Raw genomic sequence first — 14,805 nt, 5'->3', positions numbered from 1 at the left:
GCCCCTCGGGACCGGGCTCCGGGCCCGGCTCCATCAGGAAGGCCAGCGGGTGGGTCTCGACGTCGAGGCAGCCGCGGCTGCCGCAGTAGCAGGGCCGCCCCTCGGGGTTCACCGTGAGGTGGCCGACCTCCAGGGCGAGCCCCGAACGCCCGCGGGCCACGCCAGGTGCAGCGGGTTCAGCGCGGTGCCCTCCGGCTCCGCGACGGCGGACGGCGCGGCGAGCCCCGTTCCGACGCAGCGCCTGCCGGTCTCCCGCAGCAGCCGCGCGCCCGCGTCGACGACCGCGCCGAGCACCTGTGCGGGGTCGGCGTCGATGGTCTCGCAGCCGGGCGCGGTGGCGACGATGCGCCCGCCGAGGCCGACCAGCGCGGCCCGGAAACCGTCGGCGTGCACCTGCGCGGCGAGCACCACGGGCCCGTCCTCGGCGACCGAGAGCCGGTGCGAGGGCCTGCCCTGCGACCCCGCCGCCGCGCTCGGCTTCGCGTCGATCCGGATCAGGCCGAGCGCCTCCAGCTCGGCGGCCACCGCACCAGCGGTCGCGCGCGTGACGCCCAGCTCCGCGGTGAGCACGGCGCGGGTCGGGGCGCGTCCGGTGTGCACCAGTTCGAGCGCGGGTCCCAGCGCGCCGCGGCCTCGCTCCAGGCGGGTACGGGTGGTCACTTCCCCCTCGGCACGGGGGTCAGCCTTGCCGTTCATGAGGGGGAGTCTCCCATGATCCGTACACGGCCAGGCCGTTCGGACGTCATCTGCTCGTTCCTCCCGGGGAACCGTCTCCGTGAGCCGGGGCACGGGCCCCGCGTGCCGCCCGAAGCGGCCCCCCACGTCACCCGGGACAGCCCGCCGCACGTCGGCCGGGATGACCCGCGCACGTCAGCCGGGATGGCCTACGCACGTCGCCCGGGATGGCCCGCGCGCCTTGATCCGTCACCGGTACGCACTTTACTCTCATTTTGTGCCGCTACTAAACAAACTCGGGACCGCAGCGTCGCGGCCCACCGCACCCGACCTCCGCCGACTGCGGATCGTGCTCACCGTCTTCTTCGCGCTCGACGGCTTCATCTTCGCCGGGTGGGTCGTCCGCATCCCCGCCATCAAGGAACAGACGGGCGCTTCGGCGGGCTCGCTCGGGCTCGCGCTGCTCGGGGTCTCGGCCGGGGCGGTGATCACGATGATGCTGACCGGACGGCTCTGCCGCCGCTTCGGCAGCCACCGGACCACCGTCGCCTGCGCCGTTCTGCTGTCGCTGAGCGTCGCCCTGCCGCCGCTGACCCACTCGGCGGCAGCACTCGCCGCGGTGCTCCTGGTCTTCGGCGCCGCGTACGGCGGCATCAACGTCGCGTTCAACAGCGCCGCCGTCGACCTGGTGGCCGCGCTGCGGCGGCCGATCATGCCCAGCTTCCACGCGGCGTTCAGCCTGGGCGGCATGGTCGGCGCGGGCGTCGGCGGGCTGATCGCGGGCTCCCTCTCCCCCACGCGCCACCTCCTCGGCCTCACCCTGATCGGACTGCTCGTCACCGCCGTCGCGGGACGCGCGCTGCTGCGGCTCGAACCACCGGCCGCGCCGAGCGGGACCCGCGGCAAGGGCAGCGCCCCGCGCCGACTGGACTCCCGCACCCGCGGCCTCGTCACCGTCTTCGGGCTCATCGCCCTGTGCACGGCATACGGCGAGGGGGCGCTCGCCGACTGGGGCGCGCTCCACCTCAAGGAGGACCTGGCCGCCCACCCCGGGGTCGCCGCGGCGGGCTACTCGTGCTTCGCGCTCGCCATGACGGTGGGCCGCCTGAGCGGCACGGTCCTGCTCGAACGGCTCGGCCAGACCCGCGTCCTGGTCGCGGGCGGCGCCACGGCTGCCGCCGGAATGCTCCTCGGCGCGCTCGCGCCCGCCGTGTGGCTCGCGCTCATCGGCTTCGCCGTCACCGGCCTCGGGCTCGCGAACATCTTCCCCGTCGCCATCGAACGGGCCGGTGCGCTGGCCGGACCCAGCGGCGTGGCGACCGCGTCCACGCTCGGTTACGGCGGCATGCTGCTCGGCCCGCCCGCCATCGGCTTCATGGCGGACTGGTTCACCCTGCCGACGGCGCTCACGAGCGTGGCGGTGCTTGCGGGGATCGCCGCGCTGATCGGCTCCACGACGCGACGCCACTGACGGGGCGCACGGCGGGATTCGTCGCGCCGCGCAGCGCTCCCGCTACGCGGCGTACCGAAAGCGCCTGACATCGTTCCGTTACGGGGATTCGCCTCGGCGGCATCCCCCACAATCACCGCATGGACGTAACTCAGCACATACAAGCAGTGAGTGACGAGGGCCCCTTGCTGGCCCGGGCGGCCGCGGAGGCGGGACCGGGGGCCAAGGTGCCCACCTGTCCGGACTGGGAGGTGCGCGACCTGGTGCGGCACACGGGAATGGTGCACCGCTGGGCCGCCGCGTTCCTCGCCGAGCGGCGCACCGAGTTCCGGCTCGGCGGTGAACTGCCCGACCTGGACGGCGCCGGGCTCATCGACTGGTTCCGCGAGGGGCACGCCGCGCTGGTCGACACGCTGCGCGCGACACCGCCCGACGTCGAGTGCTGGGCGTTCCTGCCCGCGCCCTCGCCGCTGGCCTTCTGGGCCAGGCGGCAGGCGCACGAGACGACGGTGCACCGGGTGGACGCCGAGTCCGCGTGCGGCGACGCGGTGTCGCCCATCGCCGCGGAGTTCGCCGCGGACGGGATCGAGGAGCTGCTGCTCGGTCTGCACAGCCGGGAGAAGAGCCGGGTCCGCTCCGCCGAGCCGCGGGTGCTCAGGGTGCGGGCCACGGACGGGCCCGACGCGTGGACCTGGACCGTACGGCTCTCCGGCGGACCGCCCGTGACGGAGCGTGGGGCGACGGCCGAGGCCGACTGCGAGGTGTCGGGACAGGCGGCCCGGCTCTACCTCGCGCTGTGGAACCGGCTGCCGTTCCCCGAGGTGAGTGGCGACACCTCACTCGCCGCGCTGTGGCGGGAGAAGTCTCCCATCGTGATGCGGTGAGCCCCGGCGGACCTCAGGGGGCGGGGACGGGCCCGCGCGTCAGAGCGCCGGGACGAGCATCCGCCTCAGGACCGCCCGCTGCAGCGGGCGCACCTCGGTGTGGAGCGCGCGGCCCTTGCCGGTGAGGGAGACCCGTACGCCCCTGCGGTCCTCACTGCACATGCCGCGCTCCACGAGGCCGTCCTTCTCCAGGCGTCCGATCAGGCGGGAGAGCGCGCTCTGGCTCAGATGCACCTGAGCCGAGATCTCCTGCACCCGGAACGTGCAGCCACCGTCGTCCGACGCCCCCTCGGCCAGTACGTCGAGCACCTCGAAGTCGCTCGCGCAGAGGCCGTACGGATGCAGCTCGCGGTCGAGCTCGCCCAGGGTGCGCGCGTGCAGCGAGAGGATGCCGCGCCACTGGTCCACCAGGCCCTGTTCGGCCGGTTCCGCCTGGTCCGCGAGCCCCTGCTCGGCCGTTTTCGCCGCCATGACATCGCACGGTAGCAGAGAGGGCGGAGTTTGTTGCATCGTAATTAAATGCACATGCAATCAATGCATGGGCACGGGGTCTGCCGTCCCCGTGGTTCAGCCCAGCCAGCCCGGCCGGACCAGGCCCGACTCATAGGCGAGGACGACGAGCTGGGCGCGGTCGCGGGCGCCCAGTTTCACCATGGTGCGGCTCACATGGGTCTTGGCGGTGAGCGGGCTGACGACCAGGCGCCGGGCGATCTCCTCGTTGGACAGGCCGATCCCGACCAGGGCCATCACCTCGCGCTCCCGTTCGGTGAGCGCGGCGAGGACCCCGGCGGCGGCCGGTTCCTTGGAGCGGGCGGCGAACTCGGCGATCAGGCGGCGGGTGACGCCGGGCGAGAGCAGCGCGTCGCCCTCGACCACCGCCCGTACCGCACGCAGCAGTTCGTCCGGCTCGGTGTCCTTGACCAGGAAGCCGGACGCCCCGGAGCGGATCGCCTCGAAGACGTACTCGTCGAGTTCGAAGGTGGTGAGCATGACGACCTTCACGGCGGCGAGGCCGGGCTCCCCGGTGATCCGGCGCGTCGCGGCGAGGCCGTCGAGCACCGGCATGCGGATGTCCATGAGCACGACGTCGGGACGCAGCTCGCCCACCAGCCGCACCGCCTCCCCGCCGTCCGCCGCCTCGCCCACCACGCCGATGTCCCGCTGGGCGTCGAGCAGCGCCTTGAAACCAGCCCTGACCAGCGACTGGTCATCGGCGAGCAGAACGCGGATCACTGGTCCTCCCGGGGTGCGGTACGGGCCTTGGGGTCCCGGCCCGGCGGCAGGGACAGCACGGCGGTGACCCGGAAACCGCCGTCCTGGCGCGGGGCCGCCTCGATCGTGCCACCGAGCGCCGCGGCCCGCTCCCGCATCCCGGCGAGGCCGTTGCCGCTGCCGCCCGCCTCGGCACCGGTGGCGGGCCCGTCGTCGTCGATCCGCAGGGTGAGCGTGGCGCCCGCGTGACGCACCAGCACGCGCGCGTGGCGCGACCCGGAGTGCCGTACGACATTGGTCAGCGCCTCCTGGACGATGCGGAACGCGGCCAGGTCCATGCCCGGCGGCAGCTTGGCCGGTACGCCCTCGGTGGTCACGTCCACGGTCAGGCCCGCGCTCGCCGCCTGTTCGATGAGTTCGGGGAGACGGTCGAGCCCGGGGGCCGGGGCGCGGGGCGCCTCGCCCGCCGTGCGCAGGGTGTCGAGGACCTGCCGCACCTCCCCGAGCGCTTCCTTGCTCGCGGCCTTGATGGTGGTCAGGGCGGTGCGGGCCTGTTCGGGATCGGAGTCGAGCAGGGCGAGGCCCACACCGGCCTGGACGTTGATGACGGAGATGCTGTGCGCGAGGACGTCGTGCAGCTCACGCGCCATGCGCAGCCGCTCCTCGGCCGCCCGGCGCTCGGCGGCCCGCGCCCGCTCGGCTCGCTCCTTGGCCCACTGCTCCGCGCGCAGGCGGCCGAGTTCGGAGACGGCGGCGATGGCGACGATCCAGACGGCGACGACCAGCTCCTCGCCCCAGGGGCGGGCCCCGTCGTCGCCGGGCGGCAGCCATCGGTAGAGCCAGTGCGCCAGCAGCAGATGCCCGGCCCAGAGCCCGCCGACGGCCTCCCACGCCGCCCTCCGGTGCCCCGCGACGACCGCGGCGAAGCAGGCGACGGCGACGGCGAGGAACACGGGGCCGTACGGGAGACCGGCGCCGAGGTAGACCAGCGTGAGCCCGGCGGTGGTGTACGCGACCGCCGCCGGGTGGCGGTGGCGGAACAGCAGCACGGCCGTGGCCAGGAGCAGCAGCACCCGGGCCAGGGGGCTGAGGTCCGCCCGGCCGGGCTGGCCGTGCGCGGCGAAGCCCGTCCCGATCTGGACGAACGCGGTGAGCGCCAGCGTCGTCAGCCAGGGCAGCCGCTGGGCCGCGCCCGCGTGCGCACCGTGCATCCACCGGGGCGCCCCCGACCGCCAGGGCCCGGCCCTTCCGGGGAAGGGTCCGCCGTGTGCGGGGGCAGGTTCGCCCGGCGCGGGGAGCGGTTCGCCCGGCGCGGGGAACGGTTCGCCCCGTGCGGGGGCAGGTTCGCCCCGTACGGGGAGCGGTTCGCCCCGTGCGGGGGCAGGCTCGCCCCGTGCGGGGAGCGGTTCGCCCCGTGCGGGGRGMGGYTCGCCCGRCGCGGGGRSMGGCTCGCCCCRTGCGGGRRSMGGYTCRCCCCGTGCGGGGAACCGATCGCCCGGCGCGCGTTCACGCTGCTCGTCCATGCCCGTCACGCTAGACCGCAGGGCGTGCCGGAGGCGTCCGCCGGGCGAGGTGATCACGCGTACTCCCGGGGGAGTAGCCGCCGCCTCGGCCGGGGCGGGCCTCCGGCAGCGCCCCGCCCCCGGGGTCGGCTACTTGTCGAGGGCGCTCAGCGCCCGGCCCGCCAGCGGGTGCGTCCGCACCAGCTCGCCCAGGGTCGTCGAACCGCGGGTGATCCTCGCGAAGGCGTTCCACGCGGGACGGAAGCCGGTGAGCGCCGTGTGCAGGACGCCGGGGCGGCGCTCGAAGACCTTGAGCATGCGGCGCCCGACGCTCATCTCCACGCCGAGGCCCGCCTTGATGGCGAAGGCGTAGTTCAGCGCCTGGCGGCGGGCGTCCACCGCGTCGTGCGCCTCGGCGATGCGGACCGCCCACTCCCCCGCGAGCCGCCCCGAACGCAGCGCGAAGGAGATGCCCTCGCGGGTCCACGGCTCCAGGAGCCCCGCCGCGTCGCCGCAGACCAGGACCCGGCCGCGGGAGAGCGGGGAGTCGTCGCTGCGGCAGCGGGTGAGGTGGCCGGAGGAGATGCTGGGCTCGAACCCCGCGAGGCCGAGCCGGGCGATGAAGTCCTCCAGATACCGCTTGGTGGCGGCGCCCTCGCCACGCGCGGAGATCACGCCGACGGTGAGGGTGTCGCCCTTGGGGAAGACCCATCCGTAACTCCCCGGCATCGGGCCCCAGTCGATGAGCACCCGCCCCGCCCAGTCCTCCGCGACGGTCTCGGGGACCGGGATCTCCGCCTCCAGGCCGAGGTCGACCTGGTCCAGCTTGACCCCGACATGGGCCCCTATGCGGCTCGCGCTGCCGTCGGCGCCGACCACGGCGCGTGCCAGCACGGTCTCGCCGCCCTGGAGGACCACGGCGGCGGTGCGCCGGTCGGGCACCTCGGGGCCGTGCTGCTCCACGCGCGCGACGGTCACGCCCGTGCGCAGCTCGGCGCCCGCCTTCTGCGCGTGCTCGACGAGCTGCTGGTCGAACTCGGGGCGGTTGATGAGCCCGAAGAGCATCTGCCGGGAGCGCCGGGTGCGCGTGAACCGGCCGTCGAGCGAGAACGTCACCGCGTGCACCCGGTCACGGAAGGGCAGCTCGAAGCCGGGCGGCAGGGAGTCGCGCGAGGGGCCGATGATGCCGCCGCCGCACGTTTTGTACCGCGGCAGGTCCGCTTTCTCCAGGAGCAGGACGCTGCGTCCCGCGACCGCTGCCGCGTACGCCGCCGAGGCTCCGGCGGGGCCGGCTCCGACCACGACGACGTCCCAGACGTGCCGGTCGTCGTCCGCTGAGTTCTCGCTGCTCACGTTGGTCTACCGCTCCTGATCCCGCTGTTGGCCGCGCTTTCCCGAGGCATCCTACGGCGGAGCCCTCGGCGTTCTGCTTGTGGGAGGATCACATATACCCACACGTACAACGTCGCACCTACGAGGAGCGTGCCCATGTCGCGGGATCCGATCGCCGAGACCATCGCCTCACTCATGCCGAAGGCGAAGGCGGAGCTCACCGAACTGGTGGCCTTCAAGTCGGTGGCGGACTTCGAGCAGTTCCCGAGGAGCGAGAGCGAGGCCGCCGCGGGCTGGGTGGCCGACGCGCTGCGCGCCGAGGGCTTCCAGGACGTCACGCTGCTCGACACCCCGGACGGCACACAGTCGGTCTACGGCTTCCTGCCGGGCCCCGAGGGCGCCCCGACGGTCCTGCTCTACGCGCACTACGACGTGCAGCCCCCGCTGGACGAGGCCGCGTGGGCCACCCCGCCGTTCGAACTGACCGAGCGGGACGGCCGCTGGTACGGCCGCGGCAGCGCCGACTGCAAGGGCGGCGTCATCATGCACCTGCTCGCGCTGCGCGCCCTGAAGGCGAACGGCGGTGTCCCGGTGAGCGTCAAGGTGATCGCCGAGGGCTCCGAGGAGCAGGGCACGGGCGGCCTCGAACGCTATGCGGAGGCGCACCCCGAGCTGCTCACCGCCGACACGATCGTGATCGGCGACGCGGGCAACTTCCGGGTCGGCCTGCCGACGGTGACGTCGACGCTGCGCGGCATGACCCTCGTACGCGTCACGGTCGACACCCTTGAGGGCAATCTGCACTCGGGCCAGTTCGGCGGCGCCGCCCCCGACGCGCTCGCGGCGCTGGTGCGGGCCCTGGACTCGCTGCGCGCCGAGGACGGCTCGACGACGGTCGACGGCCTCACGGGCGACGCCGTCTGGGACGGCCTTCAGTACGAAGAGGACGATTTCCGCAGGGACGCCAAGGTTCTCGACGGCGTCGAGCTGATCGGCGGGGGCACGGTCGCCGACCGGATCTGGGCGCGCCCCGCCGTCACCGTCCTCGGCATCGACTGCCCGCCGGTGGTCGGCGCGACGCCCTCCGTGCAGGCGGGCGCCCGTGCGCTGGTCAGCCTGCGGGTGCCGCCGGGCGTGGACGCCGCCGAGGCGACGAAGCTGCTCCAGGCGCACATCGAGTCGCACACCCCGTGGGGCGCGCGGGTGCGCACGGAGCAGATCGGGCAGGGCCAGCCGTTCCGCGCCGACACGACGAGCCCGGCCTACGCGGCGATGGCCGAGGCGATGAGCGAGGCCTACCCGGGCGAGGAGATGCAGTACGCGGGCCAGGGCGGCTCGATCCCGCTGTGCAACACCCTCTCCACGCTCTACCCGCACGCCGAGATCCTGCTGATCGGCCTGAGCGAGCCCGAGGCGCAGATCCACGCGGTCAACGAAAGCGTCTCCCCGCAGGAGCTCGAACGCCTCTCGGTGGCCGAGGCGCTGTTCCTCAGGAAGTACGCGCGGAGCTGACGGTACGGGGCTGACGGCAAGGGGCTGCTGCCGCCGCGCGGCCCCGCCCTCAGCCGAGTCCTCAGCCGAGCGGGACGCCCGCCTCCAGATACAGCGCGGCGCCGCGTTCGCGGGCCCGCAGGGCCCAGCGCAGCCGTTCGTAGCGGACCGGGGGGAGCAGGTCGGCGGCCTCCTGCTCGGTGACGAAGCGGCAGTCGCGGAGCTCGGGGCCCGGCAGCAGCACGCGGTGGGCGTCGGCACTGTCCAGCCTGCCGCCGTCGAAGAGGAACCGCATCCCTCCGTAGCCGGGCGGCTGCGGCGGCTCCCAGTCGGCGACGAGGAGGCGGGGCAGGTCGTGCAGTTGTATGCCGGTCTCCTCGGCCACCTCGCGTACCCCCGCGCGCGCGGGGGCCTCGCCCCGTTCGACGACGCCGCCCGGGAACTCCCACCCCGCCTTGTACGTCGGGTCGACGAGCAGCACCCGGTCCTGCTCGTCGAAGAGCAGCACTCCGGCGGCGAGGGTCTCGGCGGTGGGTTCCGGCGTCTGCACGATGTCGCTGACGGAGGCGGCCCCGGTCCGTACGTCCTCGGCGAGGCGGACCGCGGTCTCGCGGGGCGTGCGGAGGCTGTTGTCGACGCGGTGGGCGTCCGCGCCGAGCCAGCCCGCCAGCGCCGCGCGCCAGGGTTCGATCCGGTCGAGCGCCCACTGCCGTCCGCGTACATCGCCCTGCGGCAGGTCCGGCGGCTCCGGCCGGGCGGATATCCGGGCCCGCAGGATCGTTTCCTCCGTAGTGAGCACGGTGTGGCGCACGGGAATTCTGCGGGCGGCGAGACCGCCGAATATCTCGTCGCGGTACTCCTGGCGCAACAGGGTCATCGGCACCACCAGGACACCCCCCACTTCGGCGTGGACCGCCGCCGCCGTGTCGACCACGAGACGGCGCCAGATCGGCAGATCCTGGGGGTCGTCGACTTCTTCGAGATGTTTCGCGGGCAGCAGGTGCGGCAGCGCGCCGCCGATGATCTCGGGGTCGAAGAGTGTGCTGTTCGGGATCAGCTCGATCAGTTCCCGTGCGGTACTGGTCTTGCCCGCACCGAACGCGCCGTTGATCCAGACGATCACGGTTCCCCCTCTTCCGTCGGCCCCCTGTGGCTTGCCCGCAACACCCTGCCATGGAAACCAAGGGCTGACAGGGGGTAACTCCCGCAGCCGGAACCATGTCAAGTGATTGGCGTCAATTTCACCCCAACGCGTGGTGCCAGGCTTTCGTGAATCGTTCCCGCACTCCAGAACACTGGAGTCCCCGCTAGCGTCATCCGATAGGCGCCCCAGTCCCCGGTGACCTGTAGAGGCATTCCCGTCGAGCCCGCCCCTCCCCGGGCGGATCGGCGCCGGCGCTGGGGGTATGGATGCGGCAGGGCGAGCTGAGCGAATACACGTGCGACGAGGTGAATCGGCCACCTCGGGTGTACGGAATCGACCGTGCCATCGTCGTCGAATTGCACGGGGAGATCGACCTCGTGACGTATCAGCGGACGTTTCCGTTGCTCGACTCCGTGGCCGCGGGACCCGAACCGGTCGTGATCATCGACCTCACCGGGGTCGACTTCTTCGACTGTTCCGGCATCTCGCTGCTGATGCGGGTGCACCGCCGCGTGACGGGCAGGGGCGGCACCCTGCGCATCGTCTGCGCGCACCCGCTGACGCTGCGCATACTGCGGCTGACGCACCTCACCGAAGTCCTCTCCCCCGCCCCGACCTTGGGAGCGGCACTGCTGATGCCGGAGGAGGAGTAGCGGCCCGCCGCCCGTCCTCCCGCCAGCGGTGATCACACAGCGCGACCGTTGAACGCGCGCGCCGTGCCCGGCCGACTTACGTTGGCCGGGTAACGCCCAGTGCGAACGAAGGAGAAGTCATGGGTGAACGTGGCGGCATGGACAAGCTCAAGGGCAAGGCCAAGGAGATGGCCGGCAAGGCCACCGGCGACGACCGGCGTGCGGCCGAGGGCAGGACGGACCGTGCGAAGGGTCAGGCCAAGGACGCCATGGACGCCGCCCGTGACAAGACCAAGGGCATGCGGGACTCGGTGAAGCGCGACGACGCCTGACGCGCCGCCCGCGGCCGTACGGCCGCCGCGTGCCCCCGGCWCGRCGCSGGGGGCACGGCTGTGTCCGGTACCGGGGGCGGCCTACGTGAGCTGCCATTCCCCCGTGTGGTCGGCCATGCCGGAGTCCATGGTGAACTGCACCGCCGTCGGTGTGACGTCCGCCGGGAGCTCGACGACGACCCAGCCGAGGGCCTTGGCGCCCGGCCTCAGCCGTACGTCGGCCGACATGGCGGGACCGGCGGTGATCTCCGCGAACATCGTCTGGAACCGCTGCCCGTCGGCGTCGGTGACCTGGACGCCGTTCTGTGGGCTGTCTGCGTACGCCGTGGTGCCTGTGTTGACCAGGCGGAACTGGATGCCGAGCCAGCGCTTGCCCCGCTCCGGGGCGCTGAACTTCTCGGCGGACCGCGCCGGATCGGCGACCTTGACCACCGTGACGTCGAGTCCGCTGCCGCCGCCGAGACCGCGCAGGCTGATCGTGTCCCCGCTCCCCGAACTGCCGGTGGAGACGGTCGCCTCGGGATCGGCGACCGTGCCGCCCCCGTCCGTGCCGCAGGCGGTGAGCGCGCCGAGCGCGAGGACGGTGGCGGCGATGCCGCTGAGGCGGTTGCGCATGTTTCCCCCCAAGGTTCGGACGAGATACCCGGGAAGGACTCGGGAACGGCCCGGCGGGTTGCAGACGACATGCGTTCGACGGGACCGTCGCGCGCCGCCGTCACCCCTTGCCGCTGCCCAGCGTCAGACCGGCGATGAAGTGCCGTTGCAGCAGCAGGAAGACCAGGACCGTCGGCAGGGCCACCAGGACGGAGCCCGCGGCCAGCAGGTTGTAGTCCGTGAAGAACTGCCCGCGGAGATTGTTCAGGGAGGAGGTGATCGGCAGTTTCTCCGGATTGGAGATGAAGATCAGCGCCCAGAGGAAGTCGTTGTAGATCCAGGTGAATTCGAGGGTGGCGAGGGCCGCGAGCGCCGGGCGGCACAGCGGCAGCGTGATGCGCCAGAACTGCGTCCACACCCCCGCGCCGTCCACGATCGCCGCCTCCAGGATCTCCTTCGGCAGCGTGCGCATGAAATTGGCGAGCACGAAGACGCAGAAGCCGACCTGGAATCCGACGTTGACCAGGATGAGCGCCCAGAACGAGTCGTAGAGCGGCATCGAGTCGGACATCCACCAGGGCAGCGGGATCTTCAGGAAGAGCGCGTAGAGCGGTACGACGATGACTTGCGGGGGCAGCAGATTGCCCGCGGTGAACAGCATCAGCATCACCATTCCGCCACGGACGCGCACCCGGGAGACGGCGAAGGCCACGAATGACGCGAGGAACAGGGTCACGATCACGGCGGGCACGGCGATCAGAAGCGTATTGGTGAAGTACGTGCCCATACCGGATTCGGTGTAGGCCTCGCGGTAATAGTCGAGGGAGAGCCGGTCCGGCCAGGAGAAGTAGCCGTGCTCCGCCGTCTCCTCGTAGGGCCGCAGAGAGGCGTAGACGGCGAGCAGCAGCGGTGCGAGAAAGGCGAGCGACACGGCGGCCAGGAAGAGCGGGACGCCGAATCCCCCGCGGCGGCGCGCGGGGCGGGACGGCATCGCTTCGGGCGGCCGTGCGGCGGGGCGGCCCGGGAAGGCGGCGCGAAGGTCGGAGGTCATCTCTCGCGCGCACCTCGCAGCTCTTGGACCAGGAACGTCACAATGAATCCCAGCGATACGGACAGCAGGACGACCGCGATGGCGGAGCCGAATCCGATGCGGCTCGCCTCGCCGATGATGTTGTCGGTGATGAGGACGGAGAGCAGTTCGAGGCCATTGCGGCCCTTGTTCACGGCGTAGACGATGTCGAAGGCGCGCAGCGCCTCGATGACGGTGATCACTCCGACGATGACATTGACGGGGCGCAGGGTCGGGAAGACGACGCGGAAGAAGGTCTGCCGGGTATTCGCCCCGTCGATCGCGGCCGCTTCCTTCAGGGCCGGGTCGACCGATTTCAGGCCCGCGAGATAGAGGATCATGACATAGCCGGTGTGCCGCCAGCTCGCGGCGAGCATCATCATCCAGATGTTCAGGTCGGAGTCCCCGAGCCAGTCGACCGGGTCCTTCTCGTTTCCGATGACCGTGTTCACCACACCCTGGTCCGTTCCCAGGAGCAGTTGCGCCATAAAGCCGACGACGGCGAGCGAGAGCACCACCGGCATGTAGAGCACCGACTGGTAGAAGCGGCTGAAGCGCACGCCGCGGTCGATGAGGACCGCGAGCAGCAGCCCGAAGGGGGTGGCGACGAGGCCGAGAAAGGCGATCCAGAGGAGATTGTGGCGGACGGCGGGCCAGAAGGCCGGGTAATTGCCCACGAGACTCTCGTAGTTCCTGCCGCCCACCCATGCGATGTCGCCGATACCGTCCCAGGACGTGAAGGAGAGCCCGACGGAGGCCAGGGTGGGGCCCCAGATGACGACGGCCTCGATCAGGACGGGAATGCCGAGGAGCACACCGAGTACGGCGGTGTCGCGGCCCGTGAAGCGGCGCGGGCCCCGTCGCCGCCGGGCCATCAGCCGACGTCCTGGGCGAAGATGTCCTTCTTCTGCCTTTCGATGCTGTTGACCAGGCCGTCGATGTCCTTCGGGTCGTCGATGAAGTCCTGGAGCGCCTTGATCATGACGGTCTGCGCGAAATCGGGCCGGGTGTCGCGGTCCAGGAACTGCGATATCTGGCGGGCGCCCGCCACCAGGCCGGCCGACTTCTTCTGCAGGGCGCTGTATCCGGAGGTGTCGGCACCGTCGTTGACCGCGACGTTGTTGGGGTCGCCCGTCAGATAGATCTCCTCGGCGTCCGGGGTGCCCAGCCACTTGAGGAGATCCTTGCCCGCGTCCACGTTCCTGGCCTTGTCGGCGATGAGGAAGCCGTCGATCGGCGCCTCCACCGCGTCCTGTCCGTGGGCCGGGTCGATCTCGGGGAAGGCGAAGAAGTCGATGTCGTCGCGTTCTCCCGCGGGGAACTGCTGGCCGGGATGCGGCATTCCGAAGACGGCCATGCCCGTCCTGCGCTGCTGGAGACCCTGGCCCGCCTCCTCCCAGGTACGGCCGAGTGCGCCCTTCTGGTAGTACGGCATGATTTCACGCCACAGGCCGAAGACCTTCTTGACCTTGTCGTCGGTCCAGGCTTCCTCGCCCGCCATCAGCGCCTTGTGGAAGTCGTAGCCGTTCAGGCGCAGGTTGATGTAGTCGAAGGTGCCCATGGCGGGCCAGCCGTCCTTGTCGCAGAACGCGACGGGAATGCCGTCCTTGTGCATGGCCCTGGCAAGGGCGATGAACTCGTCCCAGGTCCTGGCCTGTTCGTACCCGTGTTTCTCAAAGAGGCTCTTGCGGTGGAAGACGGCCCACGGATAGTAGTAGTACGGCACGAAGTACTGCTTGCCGTCGTGGGTCGACTGGTCCTTGATGGCATCGGAGAAGCCGTTGAACTCCTTCCAGACATCGCTGTTGTCGACGAGGAGCCCCTTCTCCGCGAAGTACTGCATGCGGTAGCCCGCGAACCACATGAAGACGTCGTCCGGAGTGGCGCGGAGATAACGCGTGATGGCCTGCTGGAATTCGTTGTGCTCCGTCGTATGGACCTTGACCGTCTTGCCCGTCTTCTTCTCGTACGCGTCGAAGGCGTGCTGAAACGCCTTCTTCGGCACGGCGTCCGAGGAGTTGGACCCCATGGTGACTTCGTTCTTCTTGCCGCCCGGCTTCTCGCCGCAGGCGCTGAGCAGAGCGGGAAGGGTGACGGCACCGGCGCCGATGGCCGCACCGCGCAGGAGATCCCGCCGGGACATCCGATGTCCTGTCGCGCCTGTCGGCTCAACGGGGCCGCTGATCGATGACTGTGCCATGTCCCCCTCCTCGGGGTGCAACCGAACACAACCGAACGCGAGGTTGGATATCACTCCCCAGCAGAACGGTCGTCAAGGGTTTTGGCACGGGGCGCCCGAACCGTTACGGCCCCTCTTCCAACAGAGTCCAACACGGCCTACCGTAAGCGCGCACCGCGTGACACGTACATGCAAACCCCCACCTTGAACGCGTACGGAGGAACGTCAGCATGCGTCATTCCCTGTCCCGTACCACTGGTCGAAGAGTGGTCGGATCGCTGGCCACGGTGTTGCTGTGCGCGGGCGGGC

General features: G+C 71.5%; 14 protein-coding genes and 1 pseudogene. 5 read left to right on the top strand and 10 right to left on the bottom strand.

From position 1 onward, the window contains the following. Positions 1–696 (bottom strand): annotated as a pseudogene (locus AB8Z36_RS13220) (ROK family protein); the annotation flags it as partial. 256 nt (positions 697–952) lie between these two features. Between AB8Z36_RS13220 and AB8Z36_RS13215 the strand changes: the two are divergent. Together AB8Z36_RS13215 and AB8Z36_RS13210 are read left to right on the top strand one after the other, a co-directional pair. After that, entirely contained in the window at positions 953–2,146 is a 1,194-nt protein-coding gene (locus AB8Z36_RS13215; protein ID WP_369213458.1) for an MFS transporter, read from the top strand. 119 nt (positions 2,147–2,265) lie between these two features. Further along, entirely contained in the window at positions 2,266–3,009 is a 744-nt protein-coding gene (locus tag AB8Z36_RS13210; protein ID WP_369213457.1) for a maleylpyruvate isomerase family mycothiol-dependent enzyme, read from the top strand. A gap of 39 nt (positions 3,010–3,048) precedes the next feature. On the opposite strand, the gene AB8Z36_RS13205 is transcribed toward AB8Z36_RS13210, so the two are convergent. The 4 genes from AB8Z36_RS13205 to AB8Z36_RS13190 all read right to left on the bottom strand — a co-directional run bounded on the left by AB8Z36_RS13205 (position 3,049) and on the right by AB8Z36_RS13190 (position 7,076). Continuing rightward, the gene (locus AB8Z36_RS13205) at positions 3,049–3,480 is read right to left on the bottom strand and encodes a MarR family winged helix-turn-helix transcriptional regulator (protein WP_369213456.1); all 432 of its coding nucleotides are present in this window, start codon (positions 3,478–3,480) and stop codon (positions 3,049–3,051) included. Between the two features lie 96 nt (positions 3,481–3,576). Continuing rightward, positions 3,577–4,242, bottom strand: coding sequence for a response regulator (locus tag AB8Z36_RS13200; protein ID WP_369213455.1), 666 nt, complete (start codon positions 4,240–4,242; stop codon positions 3,577–3,579). Beyond that, positions 4,239–5,432 carry a sensor histidine kinase gene (locus AB8Z36_RS13195; protein WP_369213454.1) on the bottom strand — a complete coding sequence of 398 codons (1,194 nt, stop codon included), beginning with the start codon at positions 5,430–5,432 and terminating at the stop codon, positions 4,239–4,241. The genes AB8Z36_RS13200 and AB8Z36_RS13195 overlap by 4 nt, the downstream gene beginning before the upstream one ends. A gap of 441 nt (positions 5,433–5,873) precedes the next feature. Further along, complete coding sequence (locus AB8Z36_RS13190; protein ID WP_369213453.1) at positions 5,874–7,076, bottom strand: geranylgeranyl reductase family protein; 1,203 nt, start codon at positions 7,074–7,076, stop codon at positions 5,874–5,876. A 135-nt stretch (positions 7,077–7,211) separates the two neighbouring features. On the opposite strand from AB8Z36_RS13190, the gene AB8Z36_RS13185 reads away from it, so the two are divergent. Beyond that, complete coding sequence (locus AB8Z36_RS13185) at positions 7,212–8,567, top strand: dipeptidase (protein ID WP_369213452.1); 1,356 nt, start codon at positions 7,212–7,214, stop codon at positions 8,565–8,567. 61 nt (positions 8,568–8,628) lie between these two features. Here the strand turns inward: AB8Z36_RS13185 and AB8Z36_RS13180 are convergent, their stop codons facing one another. Continuing rightward, complete coding sequence (locus AB8Z36_RS13180) at positions 8,629–9,669, bottom strand: NUDIX hydrolase (RefSeq protein ID WP_369213451.1); 1,041 nt, start codon at positions 9,667–9,669, stop codon at positions 8,629–8,631. Between the two features lie 344 nt (positions 9,670–10,013). Here AB8Z36_RS13180 and AB8Z36_RS13175 point away from each other — a divergent pair, with 344 nt between their 5' ends. Together AB8Z36_RS13175 and AB8Z36_RS13170 are read left to right on the top strand one after the other, a co-directional pair. Next, positions 10,014–10,343 carry an STAS domain-containing protein gene (locus AB8Z36_RS13175; RefSeq protein ID WP_369213450.1) on the top strand — a complete coding sequence of 110 codons (330 nt, stop codon included), beginning with the start codon at positions 10,014–10,016 and terminating at the stop codon, positions 10,341–10,343. A 119-nt stretch (positions 10,344–10,462) separates the two neighbouring features. After that, complete coding sequence (locus AB8Z36_RS13170; RefSeq protein WP_369213449.1) at positions 10,463–10,654, top strand: CsbD family protein; 192 nt, start codon at positions 10,463–10,465, stop codon at positions 10,652–10,654. 81 nt (positions 10,655–10,735) lie between these two features. Here the strand turns inward: AB8Z36_RS13170 and AB8Z36_RS13165 are convergent, their stop codons facing one another. The 4 genes from AB8Z36_RS13165 to AB8Z36_RS13150 all read right to left on the bottom strand — a co-directional run bounded on the left by AB8Z36_RS13165 (position 10,736) and on the right by AB8Z36_RS13150 (position 14,460). After that, complete coding sequence (locus tag AB8Z36_RS13165) at positions 10,736–11,269, bottom strand: DUF4352 domain-containing protein (protein ID WP_369213448.1); 534 nt, start codon at positions 11,267–11,269, stop codon at positions 10,736–10,738. Between the two features lie 100 nt (positions 11,270–11,369). Next, positions 11,370–12,299 carry a carbohydrate ABC transporter permease gene (locus AB8Z36_RS13160; RefSeq protein WP_440581905.1) on the bottom strand — a complete coding sequence of 310 codons (930 nt, stop codon included), beginning with the start codon at positions 12,297–12,299 and terminating at the stop codon, positions 11,370–11,372. Further along, on the bottom strand, positions 12,296–13,192 hold the full coding sequence (locus tag AB8Z36_RS13155) for a carbohydrate ABC transporter permease (protein WP_369213447.1): 897 nt from the start codon (positions 13,190–13,192) through the stop codon (positions 12,296–12,298). The genes AB8Z36_RS13160 and AB8Z36_RS13155 overlap by 4 nt, the downstream gene beginning before the upstream one ends. Further along, positions 13,192–14,460 (bottom strand): ABC transporter substrate-binding protein, encoded by a 1,269-nt coding sequence (locus tag AB8Z36_RS13150; RefSeq protein WP_369213446.1) that lies wholly within the window; start codon positions 14,458–14,460, stop codon positions 13,192–13,194. Before AB8Z36_RS13150 ends, AB8Z36_RS13155 begins: the two co-directional genes overlap by 1 nt. Positions 14,461–14,805 lie beyond the last annotated feature (345 nt).

This window comes from Streptomyces flavofungini (assembly GCF_041028215.1).
In the GTDB taxonomy this organism is placed as follows: Bacteria; Actinomycetota; Actinomycetes; order Streptomycetales; family Streptomycetaceae; genus Streptomyces; species Streptomyces flavofungini_B.
The sequence above is the reverse complement of the archived record's forward strand: the minus strand, read 5'-3'. Positions and strand labels throughout refer to the sequence as shown.